Source organism: Rahnella sp. GSA61A (assembly GCF_019969905.1).
Taxonomy (GTDB): Bacteria; Pseudomonadota; Gammaproteobacteria; order Enterobacterales; family Enterobacteriaceae; genus Rahnella; species Rahnella aceris.
On the sequence record NZ_JAHXYO010000010.1, the window covers coordinates 1 to 22075 of the forward strand.

At 51.2% G+C, this 22075-nt stretch carries 21 protein-coding genes and 2 pseudogenes; 10 read left to right on the forward strand and 13 right to left on the reverse strand.

Annotation, left to right across the window (positions count from 1 at the left end; genetic code table 11):
- Window positions 1-194: 194 nt before the first annotated feature.
- The 5 genes and pseudogenes from LC431_RS13850 to rhaS (LC431_RS13870) form a co-directional block, all read right to left on the reverse strand.
- Window positions 195-467 (reverse strand): annotated as a pseudogene (locus LC431_RS13850) (contractile injection system protein, VgrG/Pvc8 family); the annotation flags it as partial.
- 201 nt (window positions 468-668) lie between these two features.
- Complete coding sequence (locus LC431_RS13855) at window positions 669-1646, reverse strand: hypothetical protein (RefSeq protein WP_223509999.1); 978 nt, start codon at window positions 1644-1646, stop codon at window positions 669-671.
- Between the two features lie 394 nt (window positions 1647-2040).
- Window positions 2041-2622 carry an LUD domain-containing protein gene (locus tag LC431_RS13860; RefSeq protein ID WP_013578032.1) on the reverse strand — a complete coding sequence of 194 codons (582 nt, stop codon included), beginning with the start codon at window positions 2620-2622 and terminating at the stop codon, window positions 2041-2043.
- Between the two features lie 71 nt (window positions 2623-2693).
- Entirely contained in the window at window positions 2694-4133 is a 1440-nt protein-coding gene (aldA, locus tag LC431_RS13865) for an aldehyde dehydrogenase (protein WP_223510000.1), read from the reverse strand.
- A 195-nt stretch (window positions 4134-4328) separates the two neighbouring features.
- Complete coding sequence (gene rhaS, locus LC431_RS13870; RefSeq protein ID WP_013578030.1) at window positions 4329-5153, reverse strand: HTH-type transcriptional activator RhaS; 825 nt, start codon at window positions 5151-5153, stop codon at window positions 4329-4331.
- A gap of 401 nt (window positions 5154-5554) precedes the next feature.
- Here rhaS (LC431_RS13870) and rhaS (LC431_RS13875) point away from each other — a divergent pair, with 401 nt between their 5' ends.
- From rhaS (LC431_RS13875) to LC431_RS13890, 4 genes are all read left to right on the forward strand, one after another.
- A complete protein-coding gene (rhaS, locus tag LC431_RS13875) occupies window positions 5555-6547 on the forward strand; it encodes a rhamnose ABC transporter substrate-binding protein (protein ID WP_112197654.1) in 993 nt (330 codons plus the stop codon).
- A gap of 68 nt (window positions 6548-6615) precedes the next feature.
- Window positions 6616-8130: a sugar ABC transporter ATP-binding protein gene (locus LC431_RS13880; RefSeq protein ID WP_134705309.1), complete on the forward strand. Its 1515-nt coding sequence runs from the start codon at window positions 6616-6618 to the stop codon at window positions 8128-8130.
- Window positions 8127-9140 (forward strand): ABC transporter permease, encoded by a 1014-nt coding sequence (locus LC431_RS13885; protein WP_013578027.1) that lies wholly within the window; start codon window positions 8127-8129, stop codon window positions 9138-9140. Before LC431_RS13880 ends, LC431_RS13885 begins: the two co-directional genes overlap by 4 nt.
- A gap of 56 nt (window positions 9141-9196) precedes the next feature.
- Entirely contained in the window at window positions 9197-10159 is a 963-nt protein-coding gene (locus tag LC431_RS13890) for an ABC transporter permease (RefSeq protein ID WP_099049221.1), read from the forward strand.
- Between the two features lie 55 nt (window positions 10160-10214).
- Here the strand turns inward: LC431_RS13890 and LC431_RS13895 are convergent.
- Window positions 10215-10985: pseudogene (locus tag LC431_RS13895) on the reverse strand (Fic family protein); the annotation flags it as partial.
- A gap of 156 nt (window positions 10986-11141) precedes the next feature.
- On the opposite strand from LC431_RS13895, the gene panE reads away from it, so the two are divergent.
- Window positions 11142-12065 carry a 2-dehydropantoate 2-reductase gene (panE, locus tag LC431_RS13900; RefSeq protein WP_223510001.1) on the forward strand — a complete coding sequence of 308 codons (924 nt, stop codon included), beginning with the start codon at window positions 11142-11144 and terminating at the stop codon, window positions 12063-12065.
- Between the two features lie 181 nt (window positions 12066-12246).
- Complete coding sequence (locus LC431_RS13905) at window positions 12247-12729, forward strand: Hcp family type VI secretion system effector (RefSeq protein ID WP_013578023.1); 483 nt, start codon at window positions 12247-12249, stop codon at window positions 12727-12729.
- 22 nt (window positions 12730-12751) lie between these two features.
- Here the strand turns inward: LC431_RS13905 and LC431_RS13910 are convergent, their stop codons facing one another.
- From LC431_RS13910 to LC431_RS13930, 5 genes are all read right to left on the reverse strand, one after another.
- Window positions 12752-13096: a DUF1493 family protein gene (locus tag LC431_RS13910; RefSeq protein ID WP_037032727.1), complete on the reverse strand. Its 345-nt coding sequence runs from the start codon at window positions 13094-13096 to the stop codon at window positions 12752-12754.
- Window positions 13081-13545, reverse strand: a complete 465-nt coding sequence (locus tag LC431_RS13915; protein ID WP_013578021.1) for an STM2901 family protein — start codon at window positions 13543-13545, stop codon at window positions 13081-13083. Before LC431_RS13915 ends, LC431_RS13910 begins: the two co-directional genes overlap by 16 nt.
- A 162-nt stretch (window positions 13546-13707) precedes the next feature.
- Window positions 13708-14241 carry a cytochrome b gene (locus LC431_RS13920; RefSeq protein ID WP_013578020.1) on the reverse strand — a complete coding sequence of 178 codons (534 nt, stop codon included), beginning with the start codon at window positions 14239-14241 and terminating at the stop codon, window positions 13708-13710.
- 212 nt (window positions 14242-14453) lie between these two features.
- The gene (locus tag LC431_RS13925) at window positions 14454-14861 is read right to left on the reverse strand and encodes an H-NS family nucleoid-associated regulatory protein (protein ID WP_013578019.1); all 408 of its coding nucleotides are present in this window, start codon (window positions 14859-14861) and stop codon (window positions 14454-14456) included.
- Window positions 14862-15406: 545 nt separating this feature from the next.
- Window positions 15407-16291 carry a LysR family transcriptional regulator gene (locus LC431_RS13930; RefSeq protein WP_013578018.1) on the reverse strand — a complete coding sequence of 295 codons (885 nt, stop codon included), beginning with the start codon at window positions 16289-16291 and terminating at the stop codon, window positions 15407-15409.
- A gap of 100 nt (window positions 16292-16391) precedes the next feature.
- On the opposite strand from LC431_RS13930, the gene LC431_RS13935 reads away from it, so the two are divergent.
- Window positions 16392-17777 (forward strand): aldehyde dehydrogenase family protein, encoded by a 1386-nt coding sequence (locus LC431_RS13935; RefSeq protein ID WP_223510002.1) that lies wholly within the window; start codon window positions 16392-16394, stop codon window positions 17775-17777.
- Between the two features lie 131 nt (window positions 17778-17908).
- Here the strand turns inward: LC431_RS13935 and LC431_RS13940 are convergent, their stop codons facing one another.
- A complete protein-coding gene (locus LC431_RS13940; RefSeq protein ID WP_314521912.1) occupies window positions 17909-19201 on the reverse strand; it encodes a PTS transporter subunit IIC in 1293 nt (430 codons plus the stop codon).
- A 263-nt stretch (window positions 19202-19464) separates the two neighbouring features.
- Here LC431_RS13940 and LC431_RS13945 point away from each other — a divergent pair, with 263 nt between their 5' ends.
- The 3 genes from LC431_RS13945 to LC431_RS13955 all read left to right on the forward strand — a co-directional run bounded on the left by LC431_RS13945 (window position 19465) and on the right by LC431_RS13955 (window position 20651).
- Window positions 19465-19686 (forward strand): helix-turn-helix domain-containing protein, encoded by a 222-nt coding sequence (locus tag LC431_RS13945; protein WP_121019859.1) that lies wholly within the window; start codon window positions 19465-19467, stop codon window positions 19684-19686.
- A gap of 143 nt (window positions 19687-19829) precedes the next feature.
- A complete protein-coding gene (locus tag LC431_RS13950; protein WP_014416631.1) occupies window positions 19830-20135 on the forward strand; it encodes a DUF1471 domain-containing protein in 306 nt (101 codons plus the stop codon).
- A 213-nt stretch (window positions 20136-20348) separates the two neighbouring features.
- Window positions 20349-20651 carry a TM2 domain-containing protein gene (locus LC431_RS13955; RefSeq protein WP_013578013.1) on the forward strand — a complete coding sequence of 101 codons (303 nt, stop codon included), beginning with the start codon at window positions 20349-20351 and terminating at the stop codon, window positions 20649-20651.
- Between the two features lie 124 nt (window positions 20652-20775).
- On the opposite strand, the gene fabV is transcribed toward LC431_RS13955, so the two are convergent.
- On the reverse strand, window positions 20776-21972 hold the full coding sequence (gene fabV, locus LC431_RS13960) for an enoyl-ACP reductase FabV (protein WP_013578012.1): 1197 nt from the start codon (window positions 21970-21972) through the stop codon (window positions 20776-20778).
- Window positions 21973-22075 lie beyond the last annotated feature (103 nt).

Here is a 22075-nt window from a genome sequence, read left to right on the forward strand (position 1 = left end):
TCCCTGCAGGGTTTCCCAAATCCATTGGCCTGCGGCCTCAATTTTTCTTTGTCCGCTGCAGACCCAGCTGTCAGGTGGCGGGGTGAAAAATGCCAGCGCCTTTTCGAAATTGTCATCCATTGGTGATTGTCCCTGTTATTTCGTTAAAAGGCTGTCCGTTGCCGCATCAAGTGAGGTGTAGCGTTCCCAGTCCGGATCCGGTACAGGGTTTCGTCGGCGGAGGTGGACAGGCGCTGAAAGTCACGGATAACGCCGTACACGACGCGTTCAGGCTGGAAAGGCGTGCCCAGGGTAAAGCAGGTGAACTGGCGCAGCATCTGCGCGGCACCGATATCCGGTTCGGGGCAGGTGACGTCAACGGTGTAGGAAAAAGTCTCGCTGAGATGTTCCTCGCCGCGAAAGCTCAGCACGTCCAGATGGTACGGGCTGTTCCAGATATCGAGAGAATAGCGGGAAAGTGTGTTCATTCCGGTCCCTGGCTGACATGTGAAAAGCATCCTGCTTTTCGGGGTGTGAGGAAACTGTATTCACATGGTGAAATTGTGGGAATAGAGTTTACTCAGAATTGGGAATTCGGGAAGTGTTAATAATAAGAGGTACCAGACAAAAGCTAGTGAAGCCCTTCTGTTATCTGACCACAACAGAGGCTCTTTAGACCCGCCCCCCGGTTACGCCCTGCGGGTAAACGCAATCATCAGGGAAAGGGCATAGACGACGCTGCCCAGAAATACAGCGGGGGCGAGACTGTCAAACAGATGTCCGGGTTGGGCATCTGAGTACAATACCAGCACAACGACGGAAATCCCCATCATGGCGCCGGGTATGTGGATCCAGCGGGCCACGCGTTCTTTTTGCTTTTTGTAGGCAGCAAATTCCTGATTTGTTCTTTCCAGCGCATTACTGAGCCGTTCGCAGTCTTCTTCGTTATCACACAAGCGTTCGGCCAGGCGGCTGTTTTCATCTTCCAGCTCGGCCATCTGCTTCTTCAGTTTTGCCTTTTCGGTCTTCGCGTTCTGCCCTTCATACTCTTCGAGTTTCAGGCTGGCACGAAGCTGCGTGATTTTACGGTTCGCCTCAGCCGTCAGTTCTTTCTGCTGTCCGAGCAGGGCGTAATTCCCGTCAGCACGGCGGTTGGCGGCATGGCGTTTATCTTCTTCCTCACGCACCCGGCGTTCCGACTCGGTTTCCAGCCGGGTTAAACGCTGTTGCAGCGCATCACGCGCCGCCGCCATCGCGGTCATCTGACTGCCGGTATACGCAATCAGGCTGTTGGCGGCATCGAGTTCTGCGGAGTTTGAATGGCCGTCTGCACGCTGGCGCGAACGCAACAATGCCAGTTCATCGGCGTGCTGCTTTTTCTGTATGTCAGATTGTCGAAGCAGTTCGCTGATGCGGGTGTTAAGACGCGACAACTCCCCTTTCATCCGCTCAGCGTCTTCTGTATTGCCTTTGCCTGTTTGGTTACGCGCAACGGCCAGTTCATTCTTCAGGCTGCACACCTGTTTTTCCAGTGAGGCGAGCTTTTCGAGCGTGACGGCGGTGTCTTTATAAACAGTTTTTACTTTTGCCTTATCTGTCTCGGCGCGGCTGAAACTGATGCCTCTGAGCGCGCTTTCCACTTCGCGGGCGATGGTTGTTTTATCCATGGCTTTCATCCGGTTGCACGCACTGGCCAGGAAAGTGGCTGCTTCGTTGCTGTTACCGGTTCCAAATGCTTGTTTGATAAGGCTCTGTATCACGCTCATGGTTGCCGCACTCACTTGCCGTAAAAAGTCAGGGCACGCCTAATGCTGGTCACTTAAGGAAATGAGGTCCGTGAATTTGGGCCTTCGATGAAGAAAAATAGCGCTATAAGCCTGATTCCTTCATTATCCTTTGAAGCACAAAAATGAATTTGTATTCATAAAAATGCTTAACTGATCGGCATTAAGGGCACGCCCGTTGTGCACCCGTTTACTGATTGTATCAGATAGGATTTATTTTATTTACAGGAGTTATTTTAAGCGGGATGAGTACAGCAGGATCCGTGGGTTTTCGGACTTAAAGCGCGATCACCCGCAGGCTTTGGACGCCTTTGGCACCCAGCATCAGCGCACTTTCGCTGTCAGCGATCGCCGCCGGGCCGGTGACCATAATCGCGTAACGGGCATTAAAAGGCTGCGGCTGACGGTGGGCGAGATGCAGATGTTCGATGATGTGGTTAACGTCGAGCAGCACGACCAGGTTTTTAGCCATCGCGCTGAGGGTGTTCACACAAAGTTGCGGATCACTGAGAAAGACTGCGCCGGTTTCTGCGACACCAAAACAGGCACGGACCACGCCGACATCAACATCTTTCAGCGATGCCGCCTGAGTACGGGCGTCGAGACTCCTCTCTGCGATAATCTCCGGCGTGGCGGAGCAAAACAGCGAGTCTGCCGGATATAACCCGCGCAGATAGGCATTCAGCGTGGTGTAGCCATTTTGCGGTGCCCGCAGGAACCGGTCATCCCAGATACCGCCCATCAGGGTCAGCGCACGGCCAAATTCTTGCTGCGGATGGGATTTTTCAGCCGGTGGCGGGAACAGCGTTTGCATGAATTTATGCTGACGAATGCCGGTCAGGAAATCGTTGCGGCTCATGGGGTTTCCTTGTCAGGTGAAAGTCAGCAAAACCGGAGTCAGGTTCCCCTGCTCCGGCCACAGTGTGTTAATTAATGGAACTGCAGGTACGCGACATGCGTTTGCAGATATTCCTGCAAGCCATGTTTACCGTCGGCACCACCGACGCCCGACTTACGCCAGCCCGCATGGAAGCCCTGCATGGCTTCGAAGTTTTCACGGTTGATGTAGGTCTCGCCGAATTTCAGTTGTTTCAGCGCTTTCATCGCCGTATTTATATTGCTGGTGTAAATCGATGACGTCAGGCCATATTCGCTGTCGTTTGCCATGGCAATCGCCTCATCCAGCGTTTTGAACGTGGCGACCGGCAGCACCGGACCAAACACTTCTTCATGCATGATCGGCATGTCCTGCTTCACATCCACCAGCACCGTCGGCTGATAGAAGAAACCTTTGTCGCCATGACGTTTGCCGCCCAGCAGCACTTTTGCGCCCTGTGACACGGCTTTCGCCACTTTATCTTCCACACGCTGCAATGCCGCCGCGCTGATCAGCGGTCCCATATCCAGCTCTTTTTGCTCGGCGGTATTGCCGAACGTTACTTTTTTCATCGCTTCGCTGATGCGCGAAATGAATTCGTCGTATACGCCTTCCTGCACGTAAACACGCTCCGCGCAGTTACACACCTGCCCGGTATTGATGACGCGCGAGCTCACGATGGCTTTCACCGCCAGATCCAAATCGGCGTCATTCATCACGATGGCTGGTGCTTTACCGCCCAGTTCCAGTGAGACTTTAGTGACGTTCTGTGCCGCCGCAGTCATGGTGGCGATACCTGCAGCCACGCTCCCGGTCAGACTGACCATGCCGACTTTAGGATTCGCCGCCAGTTCCTGCCCGACGGTCGGGCCGTAGCCGGTGACAATATTCAGCACACCTTTTGGCAGGCCAATTTTGTGAATAATTTCCGCGAAAATCACCGCGTTGTTTGGCGTGATTTCACTCGGTTTGATGACGATGGTATTGCCGGTGATCAGCGCCGGGGCGGCTTTACGGGCGATCAGGAAGAACGGGAAGTTCCACGGCAGAATACCGGTGGTCACGCCGATGGCTTTGCGGAACACAAAGATGTTTTCATTTGGCCGGTCACTCTGAATGATTTCGCCTTCGTAACGGCGTGCCCATTCCGCCATGTAATCAAGGTAGTCGGCGGTGAACAGTACTTCGGTTTGCGCCAGGCCGTAGGTTTTGCCGCCTTCCGCAATAATGGTTTCCGTCAGTTCGGCTTCGCGCTCACGAATACCGTCGGCAATTTTATGCAGCCACACGCCGCGCTCTACCGCAGGTAACGCTTCCCAGCCCGGCTGCGCCGCTTCTGCTGCATCAATGGCTTTTCTGGCGTCTTCTGCTGAGCCTTCAGGGATCTGCGAAATCACCTGTTCTGTCGCCGGGTTCATAACGTCGATCCACTTACCGCCGGTGTTTTCAACGAACTCGCCGTTGATGTACATACGTTTCTGAACTGTGCTCATGTAAGGGTCTCCAAAATACGGATAGAGTTGATGAACGAGTTGTTAATAAAAAAGTTCTTTTTTGTGAAGTTTTAACAGCCTGTTCTATCCGTCTGGTTTTTACCTTTCCGTGATTGCCACTTAATTTTAAGAAATGGCAAAAATGTCATGGTCGGACTGCCCGACATAACAATTTTGCAAAATACAGGGTTCCGCTTACTGATACTGACGAACACTTCTGGGTGCATAGCCAAATTCACGTTTAAACAATGTGGAGAAGTAATTGCTGTCGCAGAAACCACAGTTGTGGGCAATCTCGGTGATCGGGCTGTCGCTGAAACGCAGCATGTTGCGCGCATTGAGCAGACGCAGGCGGTTGAGGTAATTGAGCGGTGTGCAGCCGGTTTGTTGTTTCATCTGACGATGCAAGGTACGCAGCGACATTGAGAACTGCGCGGCCAATGCCGGCCAGTCGATTTCCTCATCATAATGCTCATTCATCCAGTCCAGCACATTGTTCAGGTCACCGCCCTGCCCGCGATATCCGACATCACGGCTGCCTTTGCGCAGCAATAATAAGAGCTGCATAAAATATAATTCCTGCTGAGCCTGAGATTCCGGCGATTGCGTGGCGGGTTGTCGCGCCAGCAAATTAATCAGCGTTTTGGCCTGCACAATCTGAGTCGGGCTGATGCGCCAGTGCGCCGGATACACCCCGTCCACTTCCTGCGGCAATAAATCACCGACGCCATTAAGGAAACGAAACGCGTTCGGGCTGCGATACAGCACGTTGGTCAGATGCAGGTTTTCGGTATCTTCATAAAGATGATGGTCGCTGTGACGCACAAAACAGACGCTCCCCGCGCTGAGGATCAGCGGCTGGTCATTAAAAACGTGCGTGCCGGTACCTTGCTCGACCAGGACAATTTCATTGAAATCCTGATGATGATGTTCAGGAAAAGTTTCCTGCGGATAACGGGGTTCAATGGCGACCGGGAAATCTCCTGAGGGGAAATACTCACTACTGCGTAACACGGTCATTTCCGACTCCTTATTAACACTATCGTAATATCTTAGTCGTCGCCGGGGCAGCCATCGGGCTGAAACTGTGATCCGCCAGCCGCTTTTGAACAAAACATTTCCCGCCTGATGAAATCCGGTGCAATCCGGCGTTCTGCGTAGCTTTATGCCTTATTTCAGTGCGGTTTTCTGAAACCGGTAATGTGTGTTTTTCTGACCGTTTAGCCTGCCTGAAATAAGATTGTTATCAAATTGTGAGGTTGTTCGCTCAAACCTTTGCGTCTTTGCCATAGTTCGCACTGAACTGGCACTCGCGGAAAGGTGAGGCTGTCAGCAACCTCCTAGAGTCGTGATCATGCGCCTGGCGCGTCGGCAACTTTTTGGTCGTTAAACTTTATGCGGACTTATGCGGAGTACAAAAAATGAAATTAAAACACGTACTGAGCCTTACCCTGATGGCGAGCAGCATCCTGCTGGCAGGCGCGGCATCGGCAGAAGTGAAGATCGCCCTGGTAGCAAAATCGTTGGGTAATGGTTTTTTTGAAGCAGCAAACGTTGGCGCACAGCAGGCAGCTAAAGAACTGGGCGATGTGAAAGTGATTTATACCGGCCCGACCACCACCACCGCCGAGGCGCAAATAGAAGTGCTCAATGGCCTGATCGCCCAGGGCGTCGATGCCATTGCTGTCTCCGCCAATGACCCGGATGCGCTGGTGCCGGTGCTGAAAAAAGCCATGCAACGCGGCATTAAAGTCGTGTCGTGGGATTCCGGTGTCGCCAAAGAGGGCCGCCAGATCCACCTTAATCCGTCTAACAACGCGCTGATTGGCGAAACCAACGTCAAACTGGCCGCCGATGCGCTGAAAGCCCTGAACGTAGAAAAAGGCGATGTAGCCATCCTGAGCGCCACGCCAACCTCCACCAACCAGAATCTGTGGATTGCGGAAATGAAAAAAGTGCTGCCGAAATACCCTTCGGTGAATCTGGTGACGGTCGCTTATGGCGATGATCTGTCAGATAAAAGCTACCGCGAAACCATTGGCCTGCTGAAATCCTATCCGGACCTGAAAGTGATTATTTCCCCTTCTTCCGTGGGTATCGTGGCGGCCGCACAGGCAGTGAAAGATCAGGGCAAAATCGGCAAGGTGTATGTAACGGGACTGGGGCTGCCGTCTGAAATGGCGGGCGCAATAAAATCGGGCGCAACCAAAAGTTTTGCTATCTGGAACCCGATTGATCTGGGTTACGCCGCCACTTATCTGGCTGATGATTTGGTGAAAGGCACCGCCACTAAAACCGAAGCCAGCATGGGCCGTTTAGGCAAAGTGAAACTCGATGCAGACGGCAGCGGCGCAATGGCTGAACCGTTTGTCTACGACGCCAGCAACATCGATAAATTCTCTAAAATCTTCTGATCCTGAATGCGGCTGACCGGGTTACCGTTCAGCCGTTTTGTTGTACTTAGCCAGACAGGGGAAACTCCATGAGTGATTCAGCGACACCGTTGTTGTCATTGAAGGGCATCAGCAAAGTCTTTCCGGGTGTCAGGGCGTTAAATAACGTTCATGTGGATTTGTATCCGGGAAAAGTAACCGCCCTGATTGGCGAAAACGGCGCGGGGAAATCGACGCTGGTGAAAGTCATGACCGGCATTTATCAGCCGGAAGAAGGCGAGTTGCACTATAAAGCCATTCCGATAAAACTGCCGAATCCGGAATCCGCACACAAAATCGGCATCACCGCCATTCATCAGGAAACCGTGCTGTTTGACGAGCTTTCCGTGACCGAGAATATCTTCGTCGGTCACTATCTTTACCGCGGCATTTTTAAACGTCTGAACTGGCCGGCGATGCATCAGCAGGCACGCGATATTCTGACGCGTCTGGAGGTAAACATTGATCCGCATGCCATTCTGAAAGAGTTAAGCATCGCGCAGCGCCATATGGTGGCCATCGCCCGTGCGCTGTCGTTTGATGCGCAGGTGGTCATTCTCGACGAACCCACCGCCGCCCTGTCTCAGCATGAAATCGTTGAGTTTTATCAGATTGTCGAACGCCTGAAACAGGAGGGTAAAGCGATTCTGTTTATCTCGCACAAATTCGACGAGATCTTCTCCATTTCCGATTACTACACCGTTTTGCGCGACGGCAGCTATGTCGGCTCCGGCAAAATCAGCGACATCAGTGAACAGCAGATGGTGACCATGATGGTAGGACGTGAAGTCAGTCAGGCTTACCCGAAAGTGAACTGCAAACCGGGCGACACGGTACTGGAAGTGCAAAACCTCAGCCATCCGACCGAATTCGCAGGCATTAACTTCTCACTGCGCAAAGGCGAAATCCTCGGTTTTTACGGGCTGGTCGGTGCGGGAAGAACCGAACTGATGCAGGCGTTATTTGGCGTCACGCAACCGAACGGCGGCAAAATTCTGATCAACGGCAAAGAACACCATTTTTCCCGTCCTTCTCAGGCCATCCGCGCGGGGATTGTGTATGTGCCGGAAGAGCGCCAGAAACAAGGCGCGATTATTGATTTGCCCATCAGCCAGAACATCAGCCTGCCACAGCTCAGCCAGCTTAATCCGCGCGGCGTGCTCAACGACAAAAAAGAGTGGGCGCTGGCCGATGATTACGCCAGACGGTTGCAGGTGAAAGCGTCAAGCTGGAAACAGGCCGTCGGCACGCTGTCGGGCGGAAATCAGCAGAAAGTGGTGATCGCCAAATGGCTGGCGACCAAACCGGACATCATCATTCTCGATGAACCGACCAAAGGCATTGATATCGGCTCGAAAGCGGCAGTGCATCAGTTTATGTCTGAACTGGTCGGGCGCGGGCTGGCGGTGATTATGGTGTCTTCCGAATTACCGGAAGTCATGGGCATGGCCGATCGCATCATTGTGATGCATGAAGGACTGATGGTCGCCGAATTCAACGCCGGTGAAGCCAGCGCAGAAATGATTGTCAGTGCCGCCAGCGGCGCGGGCGAGGAGGCAGCATGATCAGAAACCTGCTGAAATACCGCGAGCTGCTGCTGGCGGTGGTGATAGTGCTGATGGTGCTGGGCGTCGGCGTGCGCTCGCCGGAGTTTATCGGTGCCGGAAACCTGCTGGAGATGTTTAACGATACCTCGATTCTGATCATCCTGGCGCTCGGGCAGATGATGGTTTTGCTGACCAAAGGTATCGATTTGTCGATGGCCGCCAATCTGGCGCTGACCGGCATGATCGTCGCGCTGATTAACTTCCATCATCCGGATATTCCGGTGTGGTCACTGGTGTTACTGGCAACCGTACTCGGGCTGGTGATGGGCGCAATTAATGGCCTCCTGGTATGGAAAGTCGGTATTCCGCCGATTGTGGTGACGCTCGGCACCATGAGCATTTATCGCGGCATTATCTTCCTGCTCTCAAACGGCGGCTGGATCAATGCCCATCAGATGAGCCCGGAATTCCTCAGTCTGCCACGCGCCACCTTTATTGGTCTGCCGCTGCTCGGCTGGTGTGCGATTGCCGCGCTGATTCTGGTGGCGTATTTCCTGCGTTACAGCCGGACCGGACGGGCACTTTACACGGCTGGCGGCAACGCCACGGCGGCGTATTACACCGGCATCAACGCAGGCAAAATGCAGTTCGTCAGCTTCTGCCTTTCCGGCGCGCTGGCGGGTTTCTGCGGCTATCTGTGGATCTCACGCTTCGCCGTGGCTTACGTGGACGTCGCCAACGGCTTTGAATTACAAATTGTTGCAGCCTGCGTCATTGGCGGGATCAGCACCATGGGCGGCATCGGCTCAGTGGTCGGTTGCCTGCTGGGCGCGCTGTTCCTCGGCGTCATCAACAATGCCCTGCCGGTGATTGAAGTGTCGCCGTTCTGGCAGATGGCGATTTCTGGCGGCGTGATTGTGATTGCCGTCATCCTCAACGAACGCGCCAACAAACGTAAAGGACGGCTGATTCTGCGCCACTCTCCCGCCGTCCAGCCTGTGCGAACTGAAACCGGGGTAAGATCATGAACAAGACCTTAACGTCGCGCAACACGCCGCATTCCGCTGCCGGAGAAAACACCACCATGGCTGTCACGCCGTTTTTCCGCCGCCTGATGTGCTGGGAAGGATTTTTACTGCTGGTGACGCTGCTGGTATTTGTGGTGAATGCGTTCGCCTCGCCGTATTTCCTCAATATATGGAACCTGTCGGACGCAACGTTTAACTTCACCGAAAAAGCCATCATTGTGCTGCCGATGGCGATGCTGATTATCGCCCGGGAAATCGATTTGTCGGTCGCTTCAACCATGGCGCTGAGTTCCACCATTATGGGATTCTGCGCGCAGGCCGGTTTGCCAACACCGGCGCTGGTCGGTGTCGGATTGAGCGTCGGCCTGTTGTGCGGGCTGATTAACGGCCTGCTGGTCACCCGGCTGAATTTGTCGTCTATCGTGATTACCATCGGCACCATGAGCTTGTTCCGTGGCATCACCTACGTGCTGCTCGGCGATCAGTCGCTGAATAAATATCCCGCCAGTTTCGCGTGGTTTGGTCAGGGCTATGTCTGGGGGCCATTGTCGTTTGAATTCGCGCTGTTCCTGGTGCTGGGCGCGGTGTTTTATTTCCTGCTGCACAAAACTAACTTTGGACGCCGCACCTATGCCATCGGCAACAATCCGGTCGCCGCGTGGTACTCCGGGATTAACGTGAAACGCCATAATCTGACGCTGTTCGTGCTGGTCGGCGTAATGTCCGGACTGGCGGCCGTTTTGCTGACCTCGCGCCTCGGCAGTACGCGGCCAACACTGGCTCTCGGATGGGAACTGAGCGTGATTACCATGGCCGTGCTCGGCGGTGTCAGCGTGCTCGGTGGTTCCGGCAGCATGACCGGCGTAATTATTGCCGCGTTTCTGATGGGGCTGCTGACTTTCGGCCTCAGTCTGCTGAATGTGCCGGGCATCGTGATGTCGGTGATTGTCGGTGCGATGTTGATCGTGGTGATTTCACTGCCGGTGTTGTACCGCAAGGTTCTGGCGCGGGGGAAATAGCGGTGTAACTCCCCCGTCTTCGGGCGGGGGGTGTCGAATGAGTCATTGACGTTCAGTGTGAGGATTGCGTTTCAATGCCTTCACGTAATGCTTCCGCCAGTTTATCGAGCATAAAACTGATAAATGCCGTGCAGTCACTGGCACGATCGCATTCGCCAAGAATGCGGTAGTAATCCTGCTGCTGATTATGGATCAGCGTTTCTACCGGCAGCCAGGCGAGCTCTGAACGCCACTGGCTGAGGATCAGCGTCTGCCATAAGCGCCCCATCCTGCCGTTACCGTCGGCAAACGGGTGAATAAATTCAAACTCATAATGGAAAATCGAACTGGCGATGAGCGGGTGGATATCCGTTTCCTTCAGCCAGTTCAGCAAATCTGATATCAGACGCGGGAGTTGCCCGGCCGGTGGTGCCATATGAATCAGCCGATTGTCACGATACACACCCACATTGCCGCTGCGCAGGTGGCCGGGCGCATCCACCAGTCCGAGCATCAGCGTCTGGTGAGCTTTCAGAACATCCTCAAGACGATGACTTTTCAATGCCGGTAACTGTTCGTACGTCAGAATGGCGTTACGCACTTCCTGAATATCTTTTTGCGGCGCCAGCACGCGTTTGCCTTCCATAATGGCGGTCACCTGCGGTGTCGACAGGCTGTTGTGTTCGATAGCGAGTGAAGCCTGAATCGTGCGGATACGGTTTTCTTTTCGCAGCAGCACAGATGACTGTTCAGCATGCGCAGCCCAACGCCCCAGCAATTCCCCGACGTCCACAACCCGGTTGAGGATCTGCGGTGTGATACTGTACGGAGGCTGATAACCTGCCATTCAGTGCTCCTTGTTGAAATAGTGATGGGGCATAGTATCACGCGGCAAAATCTTCAAAAATCCCTCATTCATCATGGCTCTTGATCCCTGCCGCCCTCCTCCCGTAGTTTAAACAAACACAGGGTTTCTGAATGTCTTGATAAAAAAGGATAACGCATGAGAATTTTAGTGGTGGGAGCTGGCGCGACCGGCGGATATTTTGGTGCGCGGCTGGCGCAGGCCGGGCAGGATGTGACGTTTCTTTTACGTGAAAAGCGCGCGCTTGTGGTTGAGCAGGACGGGCTAACCATTCACAGTCCGCACGGTGATTTCCATTTCCAGCCCAATGTCTTACAGGCATCGCAGCTGACCGGGCCTTATGATCTGATTTTACTGACTGTAAAAAGTTTCGGGCTGGAAGCGGCAATGAAAGATATCGCACCGGTTGTCGGTGAAAACACCATGGTGATGCCGGTACTTAACGGGATGAAACATATGGAGACGCTGAGCCTGCGTTTTGGTGAGCATGCGTTAATCGGTGGTTTGTGCAAAATCAACGCGACGCTGGATACTGACGGACATATTCACCAGATGACGCCAATGCATCAGATTATTTACGGTGAACTCTCCGGCGAAAAAACTGAACGCATCCTGAAAGTCGATCAGGCATTCCAGAGTGCCGATATCGAGGCGGTGCTTTCTGAAACCATTATCAGTGATTTGTGGGAGAAATGGCTGCTGCTTTCAAGCTTCGGCGCCATCACCTGCACCATGCGCGGCAATATCGGTCAGGTGGCTTCTGCGCCGGGCGGGACGGAGTTTGCGAATGCCATCGTCACCGAAGCGCTGACCACCATGAAAGCCTTTGGCTACGCGGAACGCGCCGCTGCCGTGGCAAAAGTCAGGGAAGCGGTAACCGATAAAAGCTCGCCGCAGACCTCCTCCATGTACCGCGATATGATGCAGGGTTACCCCATCGAAGCAGAGCAGATTATTGGCGATCTGGTTGAGCGCGCAACGCGTGTGGGGATTACTATTCCATTGTTGCAGGCGGCGTATACGCATTTGTGTGTTTATCAGAAGAACGGCGTAAAACAGTAAAGTTTTTGCGCCTGTTTATGCAAATTAAAATGCTGAACGGGCGCATTCAACATTCATCCCAATGATAACCCGCCATGAATAATAAACATCTGAAAATCAGTCTATTACAACAGTCGCTAATTGTGCCTGGCTGAACAAAGGAATAATTTGAAGCCTCACTTTTAAAAAGGAATTTTCGGAAATGGCAATCCCGGCATATTTATGGCTTAAAGACGACGGCGGTGCACTGATTAAAGGCGGTGTGGATGTCAAACATCGGGAATACAGTATCGAGGTTCGAGGTTTTCACCACAACTTAATGATTCCCACTGATAACGCTACGGGCAAAGTGACGGGTACACGTATGCACTCACCATTGCTTGTGGTTAAAGAGTTCGATTCGTCCAGCCCATACATCTACAAGGCAGTGGCAACGGGTCAATGCCTTGCTTCAGCTGAAATCAAATGGTATCGGATAAATGATGCTGGTCAGGAAGTGGAGTATTTCAACATGCTGTTGGAAAAGGTGCGTATCGTTTCGATTACACCAGCAATGGCCGCAGCCAGCAATCCGAATGAAAATCATATGGAAACTGTTGAGTTGCGTTACGAGAAAATCACCTGGAAGCATAATGATGGGAACATTATCTTTGCTGACTCGTGGAATGATCGCCAAACCGCATGATTAAAAAAGGGGCTAAAGCCCCTTAATCATAAAGCCATTTACCCGCCTTAGCCGATTCTGCGAACATTCTTACAGTTAAGGGCTTTCTGGTCTTTTCTATGTCCTTACGCTTAACCTTAAACCAGCGAGTGAAAAACGGAAGGTTTTCCCAGGGAAAGTAGAAGGACCAATTTACGACTGACAGGTCCACTTTAAAGGTTTTTTCATAAGCTTCGAGGGCATATACGAAATCATCACCTGGAGCAAAATCTTGTAGCTCGGTATCAAACTCAAGCGGAACCTCTCTTTTCAAATCGAAATCGTAGTAGCCAGGTATTTCCTCGCGGAACATTGATAAGACTTTTTCTTCCATTAAAAGTATGTCCATGCAATACGATCTTCTGGACGGGCTATTAAATTATATTTTGATCTGGTTTCGGCGGCCACCTGCTGGATTAATATGACCGCCATTGCATATCCAACAAAGGGGACATATCTATCTATCAGTGCAGCCCATTTTGTGGTTTTTCGCATAGTCAAGGTATTGAACGACTTACCAACCGGCGTCCACGCTTTAAGGCCAAAGGGCAGTTTCGCTTGCTTTAAAAGGGCCCTCGATAGCTTTGACGCCACGCTTGTTCCCGGTATTGCAGTTACCATCTTGCCCGGAACCGGAATGTAAGGCTGCCCTGTAATAATGAGAACTGTAGCCGTAGTATCTAACCCGAGGTGATTTGATAAGCTTTCAATAAAAATTAGACCAAATAACTCTTGATTACTCAGATTGGCGTGGCCGTGATAAAAGTACGTTCCGTTTAGCTCTTCAATAGTATCCATTTCAATATCCTTTTGATTAGAAGGGCTTTAGGATACTGCCGCATTTATTAGCAGGCAATATGCCCCCTCGCACTGGATATCATCATTGTTCCTTCCGTCACGTTAATCGCTCCGTTGATACCAGAAACTGGCAACGGTTTCTCAGACCCACGCACCCGCGGGCTATTTTCGCGAAGGTAACATCCGGATTAGCGTGTTATCGCGCCGGCGATAGTGATGCCAGAGGGCAGCCAGAGCATGTAATCCGATAAGATAATACCCGGCGTTCGCGAGCCATTCATGCAGCGTTTTAAACTGTTTCTGTAAAGGGAGATCCGGAAAAACACTTTTAGGCATAAGGATGTTAAACATCGTCCAGTCATGGCCGCCATAATAACGTGACAAGATGCCCAGCACCGGCAAGCTTAAAAACATCAGATATATAAGTACATGAGCCGAACCTGACAAATAATGCTGCCAGCGCGGCAACGCGGGTTTAACCGGCGGAGTGACATACATTGCGCGAACAAACAGACGCATACACATCAGGAATAATACGCAAAATCCCAGGCTGTAATGCGTAAGGGCTAATAACTCCCTCGCTGGCGTGCCTTTTGCAAACCACCCTTTTATATCCATCGTGGCATAGGTCAGTACGACTAACACAAACACCAGCCAGTGGAGCATAATTTGAACGAAAGAATATCGGGTACGCATAGAAGTTCCGGTAAACGAAGAGACGTTAACCTTACTTATGCAGACTTAAGCTTACCTTAAGAACAATGACGGAGAGTAATGAAAAGGAAAAAATCCCCAGAAACGCGAGAATTTTTAAAAGGGGGAACAGCAGAATAAAAACTGGCGGTGAAGTACGTTTTTCTGCCCGGCTAAAAAGCGGGGCAGAAAAGCGCAGCACATCAGCCGTGAGGTCAGCGCGCGATCAGGAAGCTTTCAAGTGTCGCGCCGCCATCCAGCGCTGCTTTAATGGCAGAAGGCGTGCGACCCTGACCCGTCCAGGTTTTTTTAGAACCGTCAGTGTCTGTGTACTCATAAATGGCCGGACGTGGCTTACGTTTGGCTTTAGTGGTTTCTTTCGCGCTCTGGTGGCCCAACAGGTCATCAATCGCGATGCCATCGTTTGCCAACATTTCGCGGTATTTCAGTAATTTTTCGTCGCGCTCTTGTTGCTGCGCACTGCGCGCTTTGGCATTTTCGCGAGTTTCTTCAACAATGGCAGTCAGTTTCTCAAGAATTTCTTCCAGAGTACTCAAAGGCATTTCGCGAGCCTGAGCCCGAAGTGTACGGATATTATTCAAAACGTTTAATGCGTTGTCCATGATGTGCTCACTTTAGATATGTGCCATTAAATTAGTGACTCTGATTCTACACAAACCAATATTGATATCAATTGCGTCAGGATAATATTACAACCTATTACACAATTCCTGCGTGAGCCTCTTTGGTTTATTGCGTTTTAATGCGTTAGTTTTATAAGTAATTATTGACTCTGGGTTAATAAATTTTCAGCGCACAAATCACCTGCAGAACTTCAAAATAAGCAGGAAAACATTATTAAGCTAAATTTACCTCTCTTTATAAGAGTATCAGTGCGTGAATAACATATGTTGCTATTATGTACAAATCGGGCCAGTTCTTTTCTTTTGATGCGGATCTCACGCTTACTCTTATTCATTTCGCTAAAAATTTTCCTGCCGGAAATCGACGAAAAGCATCTTCTGCACAAAAAATTTAAAGCGGTTTACGCAGCATCGCTTTAAAATGTGACTCACGTCACACATGATGTTTATTTACCCTATGTTTAAGACCATTTTTATTGTTTGCGCCGCGTGTGTGGCGCTGAAGCTCGCACTGGACTGGCAGATTATTTTGCAGGTGGCGGAAGGTTAACCGTTAACTGAGAGGCCAGAGCCGCAAATTCTGTCAGATTGCGGGTTAATGCGCCGCGCCGCCATATCAGCCACGTTGTCAAAAAACGATAATTGTCGGCCAGCGGCCAGATGCTCACCGTGCTGCTGCCCGGCATACTTTCCAGCATACTGCGCGGCATCAGCGCCAGCCCGCCGCCGGCTATCACACAAGCCAGCATGCCGTGATAAGACTCCATTTCGTAGATTTTCCCCGGCGCAGCGCCATCATCCGCAAACCAGCTTTCGAAATGGCGACGATAAGAGCAGTTCGACCGGAACGCATACAGAATCTCCCCGTTAACCTCCTGCCCACGAGTCACAGGCGCGTGATGTAAGGGGGCGACAATCACCATTTCTTCTTTATACACTGGCACGCCATCCAGAACCGGATGCAGCACAGGGCCGTCGACAAACGTCGCTTCCAGCGCCCCTTCCAGCAATTTATCCAGCAATTCCCCTGAAGGGCCAGTGCTCAGCGCCAGTTCAACCTTGCTGAATTGCTGGTGATAGCGCGCCAGTAAAGTGGGGATCCGCACCGCTGCAGTGCTTTCCAGCGCGCCCAACGCAAATATCCCCTGCGGTTCTGTGCCCGCCACGGACACCCGCGCTTCTTCGACTAAATCGAGAATACGGTTGTTGTAACTGAGAAAGTTTCGCCCTGCTGGCGAAAGGCGCAGACGCTGATTCTCGCGGATGAATAATTCGACGCCCAGTTCCGCCTCAAGCTGTTTAATGCGTGTTGTCAGATTCGACGGGACACGATGCACCCGCTGGGCAGCGGCGCTGATACTGCCGGTTTCAGCAACGGCGCGAAACATCTCGAGCTGTGACAGATTCATAGTCTTTCTCAAAAAGTGAACGGTTTACTTATTTTTATTCATTTTTATTCATCTTCGCAAGTCTCTATGCTGAACGGACTGGATAAATGAGGATCACATAATGACAACGCCCGACACGCACGCAATTTCGCTCAACCCGTTCAACGGTCAGCGTATCGCAGAGTATCCTTTCGACACCGCACTGACTCTTGAGATGGCAGTCACACAAGGCAGCGCGGCCTATAAGCAGTGGCGCAAAACGGATATCGCTCAGCGCGCATCCCATCTGCATAATCTGGCGACTGAACTTCGCAAAGCCAGTGAAGACATCTCCCGCGTGATCAGCCGCGAAATGGGTAAACCTATTAAACAGGCGCGCGCTGAAGTGGAGAAATCCGCAAGCCTGTGCGAATGGTATGCCCTGCAGGGCCCGGCGATGCTCGCACCTGAACCCACCATGGTCGATAACGGCGTAGCGCATATTCATTACCGCCCTTCCGGCATGATCCTGGCGGTTATGCCGTGGAATTTCCCGGTCTGGCAGATCCTGCGCGGCGCGGTACCTGCGTTACTGGCGGGAAATACGTTCCTGCTTAAACCTGCCCCTAACGTGATGGGCACGACCCGTCTGGTGAAACAGGCTGCGCTGAAAGCCGGTTTTCCGGCAGGGGCCTTTGGCGTAATTAATGTCGGGAATGCAGATGTTGCCGGGTTGATTGCTGATCCGCGTATTGTTGCCGTCACGGTAACCGGCAGCGTGCGTGCCGGTGGTGCTATTGCGGAGCTGGCAGGTAAATCACTGAAGAAATGTGTGCTGGAGCTGGGCGGCTCTGATCCATTTATCGTGCTCAATGACGCCAACCTCGATGAAGCGGTGAAGGCGGCTGTCGCGGGCCGCTATCAGAATACCGGACAGGTTTGCGCCGCCGCGAAACGTATGATTGTTGAAGAAGGTGTGCTGGAAGCCTTTACCGAGAAATTTGTGGCCGCCACGCGGGCACTGGTCATCGGCGACCCGCAGGACGACGACACCTACATCGGCCCGATGGCACGCTACGACCTGCGCGATGAGCTGGACAGGCAGGTTCAGGAAACGCTGTCAGAAGGCGCAACGCTGTTGCTCGGTGGTGAGAAAATTGCTGGCGAAGGTAACTTCTATGCCCCCACTATTCTGAGCAACGTGACGCCACAAATGACCGCATTCCGTCAGGAGTTATTTGGCCCGGTCGCAGCGATTACGGTTGCACGCGATGCTGAGCATGCGGTCGAACTGGCGAATGACAGTGATTTTGGTCTGAGCGCGACGATTTATACCGCCGACCTGGCACGGGCAGAACAGATGACTGGCGAGCTGGAAACCGGCGGCGTATTTATTAACGGCTACAGTGCGTCAGACCCGCGCGTAGCGTTCGGTGGCGTGAAAAAAAGCGGCTATGGTCGTGAGCTTTCACACTTCGGTTTACGCGAGTTCTGTAACGTGCAGACCGTGTGGAGCAACCGTAAATAACCGTTAACCGGTGGAGGTTTAAACTAATCACAGGATTTTATAATCCTGTGATTATTATTTTTTGCCAGCCTGTGAGTGAGGCCGGGCATCAATCGCCGTGACGGCCTGCTGATAACGAGACGCCTTTGTGGTTACTTAAACAGCCCCATCAGATGGTCCAGAATCAGCGAAGAGAGGGTGAAATCAGGGTCAGCAAATGTGACACCCTGCGCACCAAGATGTGAGAATAATGGCAACGTCAGTGCAGGTAACACACATAACAGCAGTCCGTTGATACCACTGGCAATAATCGCGCCACGGAAACCGCCGGTGGCGTTACCGAAGATGGCCGCCGCGCCTCCCGTAATAAAGCTCGCCATAATGCCCGGAACAATAATGGGCAATCCGACAAACGGGAAAATGAGAATACAGGCCAGTTCCACAGAGAAGCTCACCAGAAAACCAATCAACGTGGCATTTGGCGCTTTAGTGAAAAGCACCATGACATCCACCGCCGGGACCGCGCCAGGTGCGAAAACTCGTGAGAATCCTTTAAACGCCGGTACGATTTCCGCCGTAAATAAATTGACGCCTGCTTTGGCGAGATACAGACCGCAAGCAAATACAGCCGACTGCTCAAGAATAAAAATAATCGTATTTTTATCTGCCGCACCGGCGCCATACACAAGCGTCATCGCCGTTTTGATCTGCGGTTGCGTAGCGAATACACAGGATATCAGCAGAAGAACCAGCATCGTTAAAAGCGTGGCGATATTGGGTTCACGCAGGAAATCAAACTTGTTACTGATTTTGAGATGTTCTGTATCGGTCTTTTTATTACCGAACCATTTTCCCATATATGAACCGATGATATATGAAGAAATGGCTGCGTGAGAAATGGCATATTCGTCAGAACCGATGATTTCACGGCTAAATCTGTTCAGGAAAAACGGAGAAGCGGCCATATAAAGACCGATGAAAATCGACGAGATGATAATAATGGGATAATAGCTATAACCCAGTTGCATCAGCACTGCTGTTAATGCAAAGGACATAAACAGGACAAGATGCAGCGAGAGATAGATAAATTTCAGACGCGTAAAGCGGGCCAGAAGAATATTAATCACCATAGAGAACAACAGAATTATCGCTGCCGTTGAACCAATCTGATCGATGGTTGCTGCCATGATGGCTTCATTACTCGGCACCACACCAACAATGTTAAAGGCGTTAGAAAACAAGGTGCTAAAAGCCGTTAACACTTTCATTAAGATTGAACCACCGACCTTTATCATGGTAAATCCGATAAAAGAAAGTGCCGTTCCGGTGATGATTCTTGATACCGATGCTTTTTGAAAAACCAATCCCAGAAATGCGATAATCGCAATGATAACAGCCGGTGTTTTAACCAAACTCAGAAATATTTCCATCTTCCCCTCTTTCATTGAATTTATATTGATTGAAAGTTGCGGCCTTTTTATAAGAAACTTTATCGTTACATTTTTTCAACATTCCTCATTCATCCTTGCTCAGACGTCATTCGAAATTTGTTTTTATGAAACAATGTTTCTTTTTATTTGGCACGGTGTTTTATATAGAGTTCGTGAAAGGGATGATGTGAAGTGACTCGCAATTAGTGGAGCAGAAGGCATTTTTTAATGTGTTTTGGAATAGACATAACAAGAGAACACCGGTCTGGCGAAGCGCAATGCTGGCCGCCGCTTCCCGCGCCGTGGGTCTGAATCCTTCGACGCTATCCAGCGCACTCTCCGGACCGTGGACGAAAGGTGAAATGCGCAAACTGCAGACAGGGCGTGAAATGTGCCCCTTCTTGCACTCATTTCAAAAATACATGACCTGTAACCAGGTGAAAATATCCTCTGTTACTTTCGTGTTAATTGTGGCGGGAGGTTGCTTAACAAAGAATTAGCAATTAAAGCTAAAGGTCATTACATGAAAAGGTATTTATTAACCTCACGCCCGTTAAATATCTCAGATGCGTCATCACAACGATCGATTAACGGTGCGGCTTAATATCCGATTTAGAAAAATGACCTGATGAGGAGTAAATCCATGAAAGGCTTAGTGAATGATGTCTTATCCATATTCTCACCCAAAGCGGTTAAGCCTGTTTTGGTCCGCTCAGGGTTATCACATCGCGAGATCGCCTCGCTGCAAGCTGTCGGCGTGAGCACGGTGTCCTGGGCTACCTCCATGGAAGAACTCAACAATGCATTTGTTAAAAAAGCACTGGATGCAGGCGCTGTCGGCTACCACATTACCAATGTGGAATCGCACAAACCGGGTAAAGAGCAGCAACACGTTATGGCTGCCACCGCGACCTTTTACCATATCAATCACAAAGTGGCCTATGGCTGATGTGCAGAGCAGAGTGTCATGAAATAAGAACGCCGCAGGCTTTAGGGTTTGCGGCGTTATTTATTGATGAGAAAGCATATTGAAGACCATTCATTAGCCGCGCGGTACACGGGTGGAGCGCCGCCCCATCAGCCTGGAGCATCATCATTCTCTTTTTCTTAATGATAATTACGGGTAAGATTAGTCCGAATAATAACATGTAAGGAAATAGAAATGGGATCTATGGTTTTTTGTAGAGGATGCGGAAAGGAGATCCACGAGTCGGCTAAATCATGCCCTCATTGTGGCGCCACTCAAAGTATTAATCCTCAGGGGACTAAAAGCAGGGTTGCTGCAGCATTGTTAGCTTTCTTCCTGGGTGGTTTTGGTGTTCATAAGTTCTATCTGGGTAAAATCGGGCAAGGGTTCTTATACCTCATCTTCTGCTGGACGTTTATTCCTTCAATAATTGCATTCATTGAATTCATTATTTATCTGTGCGATTCAGATGAAAACTTCGCCAAAAAATACGGTTGAGTTTAGCTATCTGATTATAAAAGCCGCTTTCAAAGTGGCTTTTTGAAATCTACCAAACATTAAAAAACCCACACCCACCTTTCGGCAGATGCGGGTTCGCATAATCTCTGTACGCTAAATCAGATTACATCTGGATCAGATGTTTGATTTTCACGTCAGGATTGGTGTCGGCAGCATAATCAACACCGTTCAGGCCAAAGCCGAACAGACGCATAAATTCGCTTTTGTAGCCTGCAAAATCAGTCAGTTCCGCGATGTTATCGTTGGTGACTTCATTCCACAGTTTACCCACTTCAGCCTGCACTTCTGGCGCGATCTCTTTCAGGTCAGCGCGCAGACGGCCTTCGTTGTCGACCAGCGGCTCAGCGCCATACAGGCTGTCTTTGTACAGACCGTAAACCTGCTCGATACAACCTTCGTGCGTGCCCTTCTCTTTCATCACTTTGAACAGCAGTGACAGGTACAGTGGCATCACAGGAATAGCAGAACTCGCCTGCGTCACAACGGCTTTCAGTACGGAAACGCGTGCGTCGCCGCCCTGCTCTGCCAGTGTGCTACGGATATCCAGAACACGTTTGTCCAGATCCTTCTTGGCTTCACCGATAGAACCGTTCCAGTAAATGTCCTGCGTCACTTCTTCACCCAGATAGGTGAACGCGGTAGTTTTCGCGCCTTCAGCCAGCACACCGGCAGCCTTCAGATCGTCGATCCACATCTGCCAGTCTTCGCCACCCATCACTGCCACGGTGCCCGCGATTTCTTCAGGCGTTGCCGGTTCCAGCGTGGTTTCGTTGATGGTTTCTTTGTCGGTGTTGATGCCGCGAATAGTGACTTGCTTACCGATTGGTTTCAGGGTGGAGTTGAACACTTCACCGGTTTTAGGATGGGTGCGACGTGGCGCAGCCAGGCTGTAAACCACCAGATCAACCTGACCCAAATCTTGTTTGATCAGCTCAATGGTCTTTTGCTTCACTTCGTCAGAGAACGCGTCGCCGTTGATGCTTTTTGCGTACAGACCTTTGGCATCGGCAAATTCTTCGAATGCGGCTGAGTTGTACCAGCCCGCAGTGGCGGTTTTGGATTCATCGCCCGGACGTTCGAAGAAGATACCCAGCGTGGCAGCGTCGGAACCGAAAGCAGCAGAGATGCGGGCAGCGAGGCCGTAACCGGTAGAAGCGCCGATCACCAGGACTTTTTTAGGACCGCCTGCGATTTTGCCTTGCGCGGTAACGTAGTCGATTTGTTCTTTAACGTTCGCCTTGCAACCTTCCGGATGGGCAGTAACACAGATAAAGCCACGGATGCGTGGTTTGATAATCATATAGACCTCATTGCAACTGTCTCAGTAAATTGGCCGATAGAATATAGGTTTGCGCCGTTTCAGGCAAAACCTGACGCTTCTTCGCCGTGTAAACAGAGTTCTC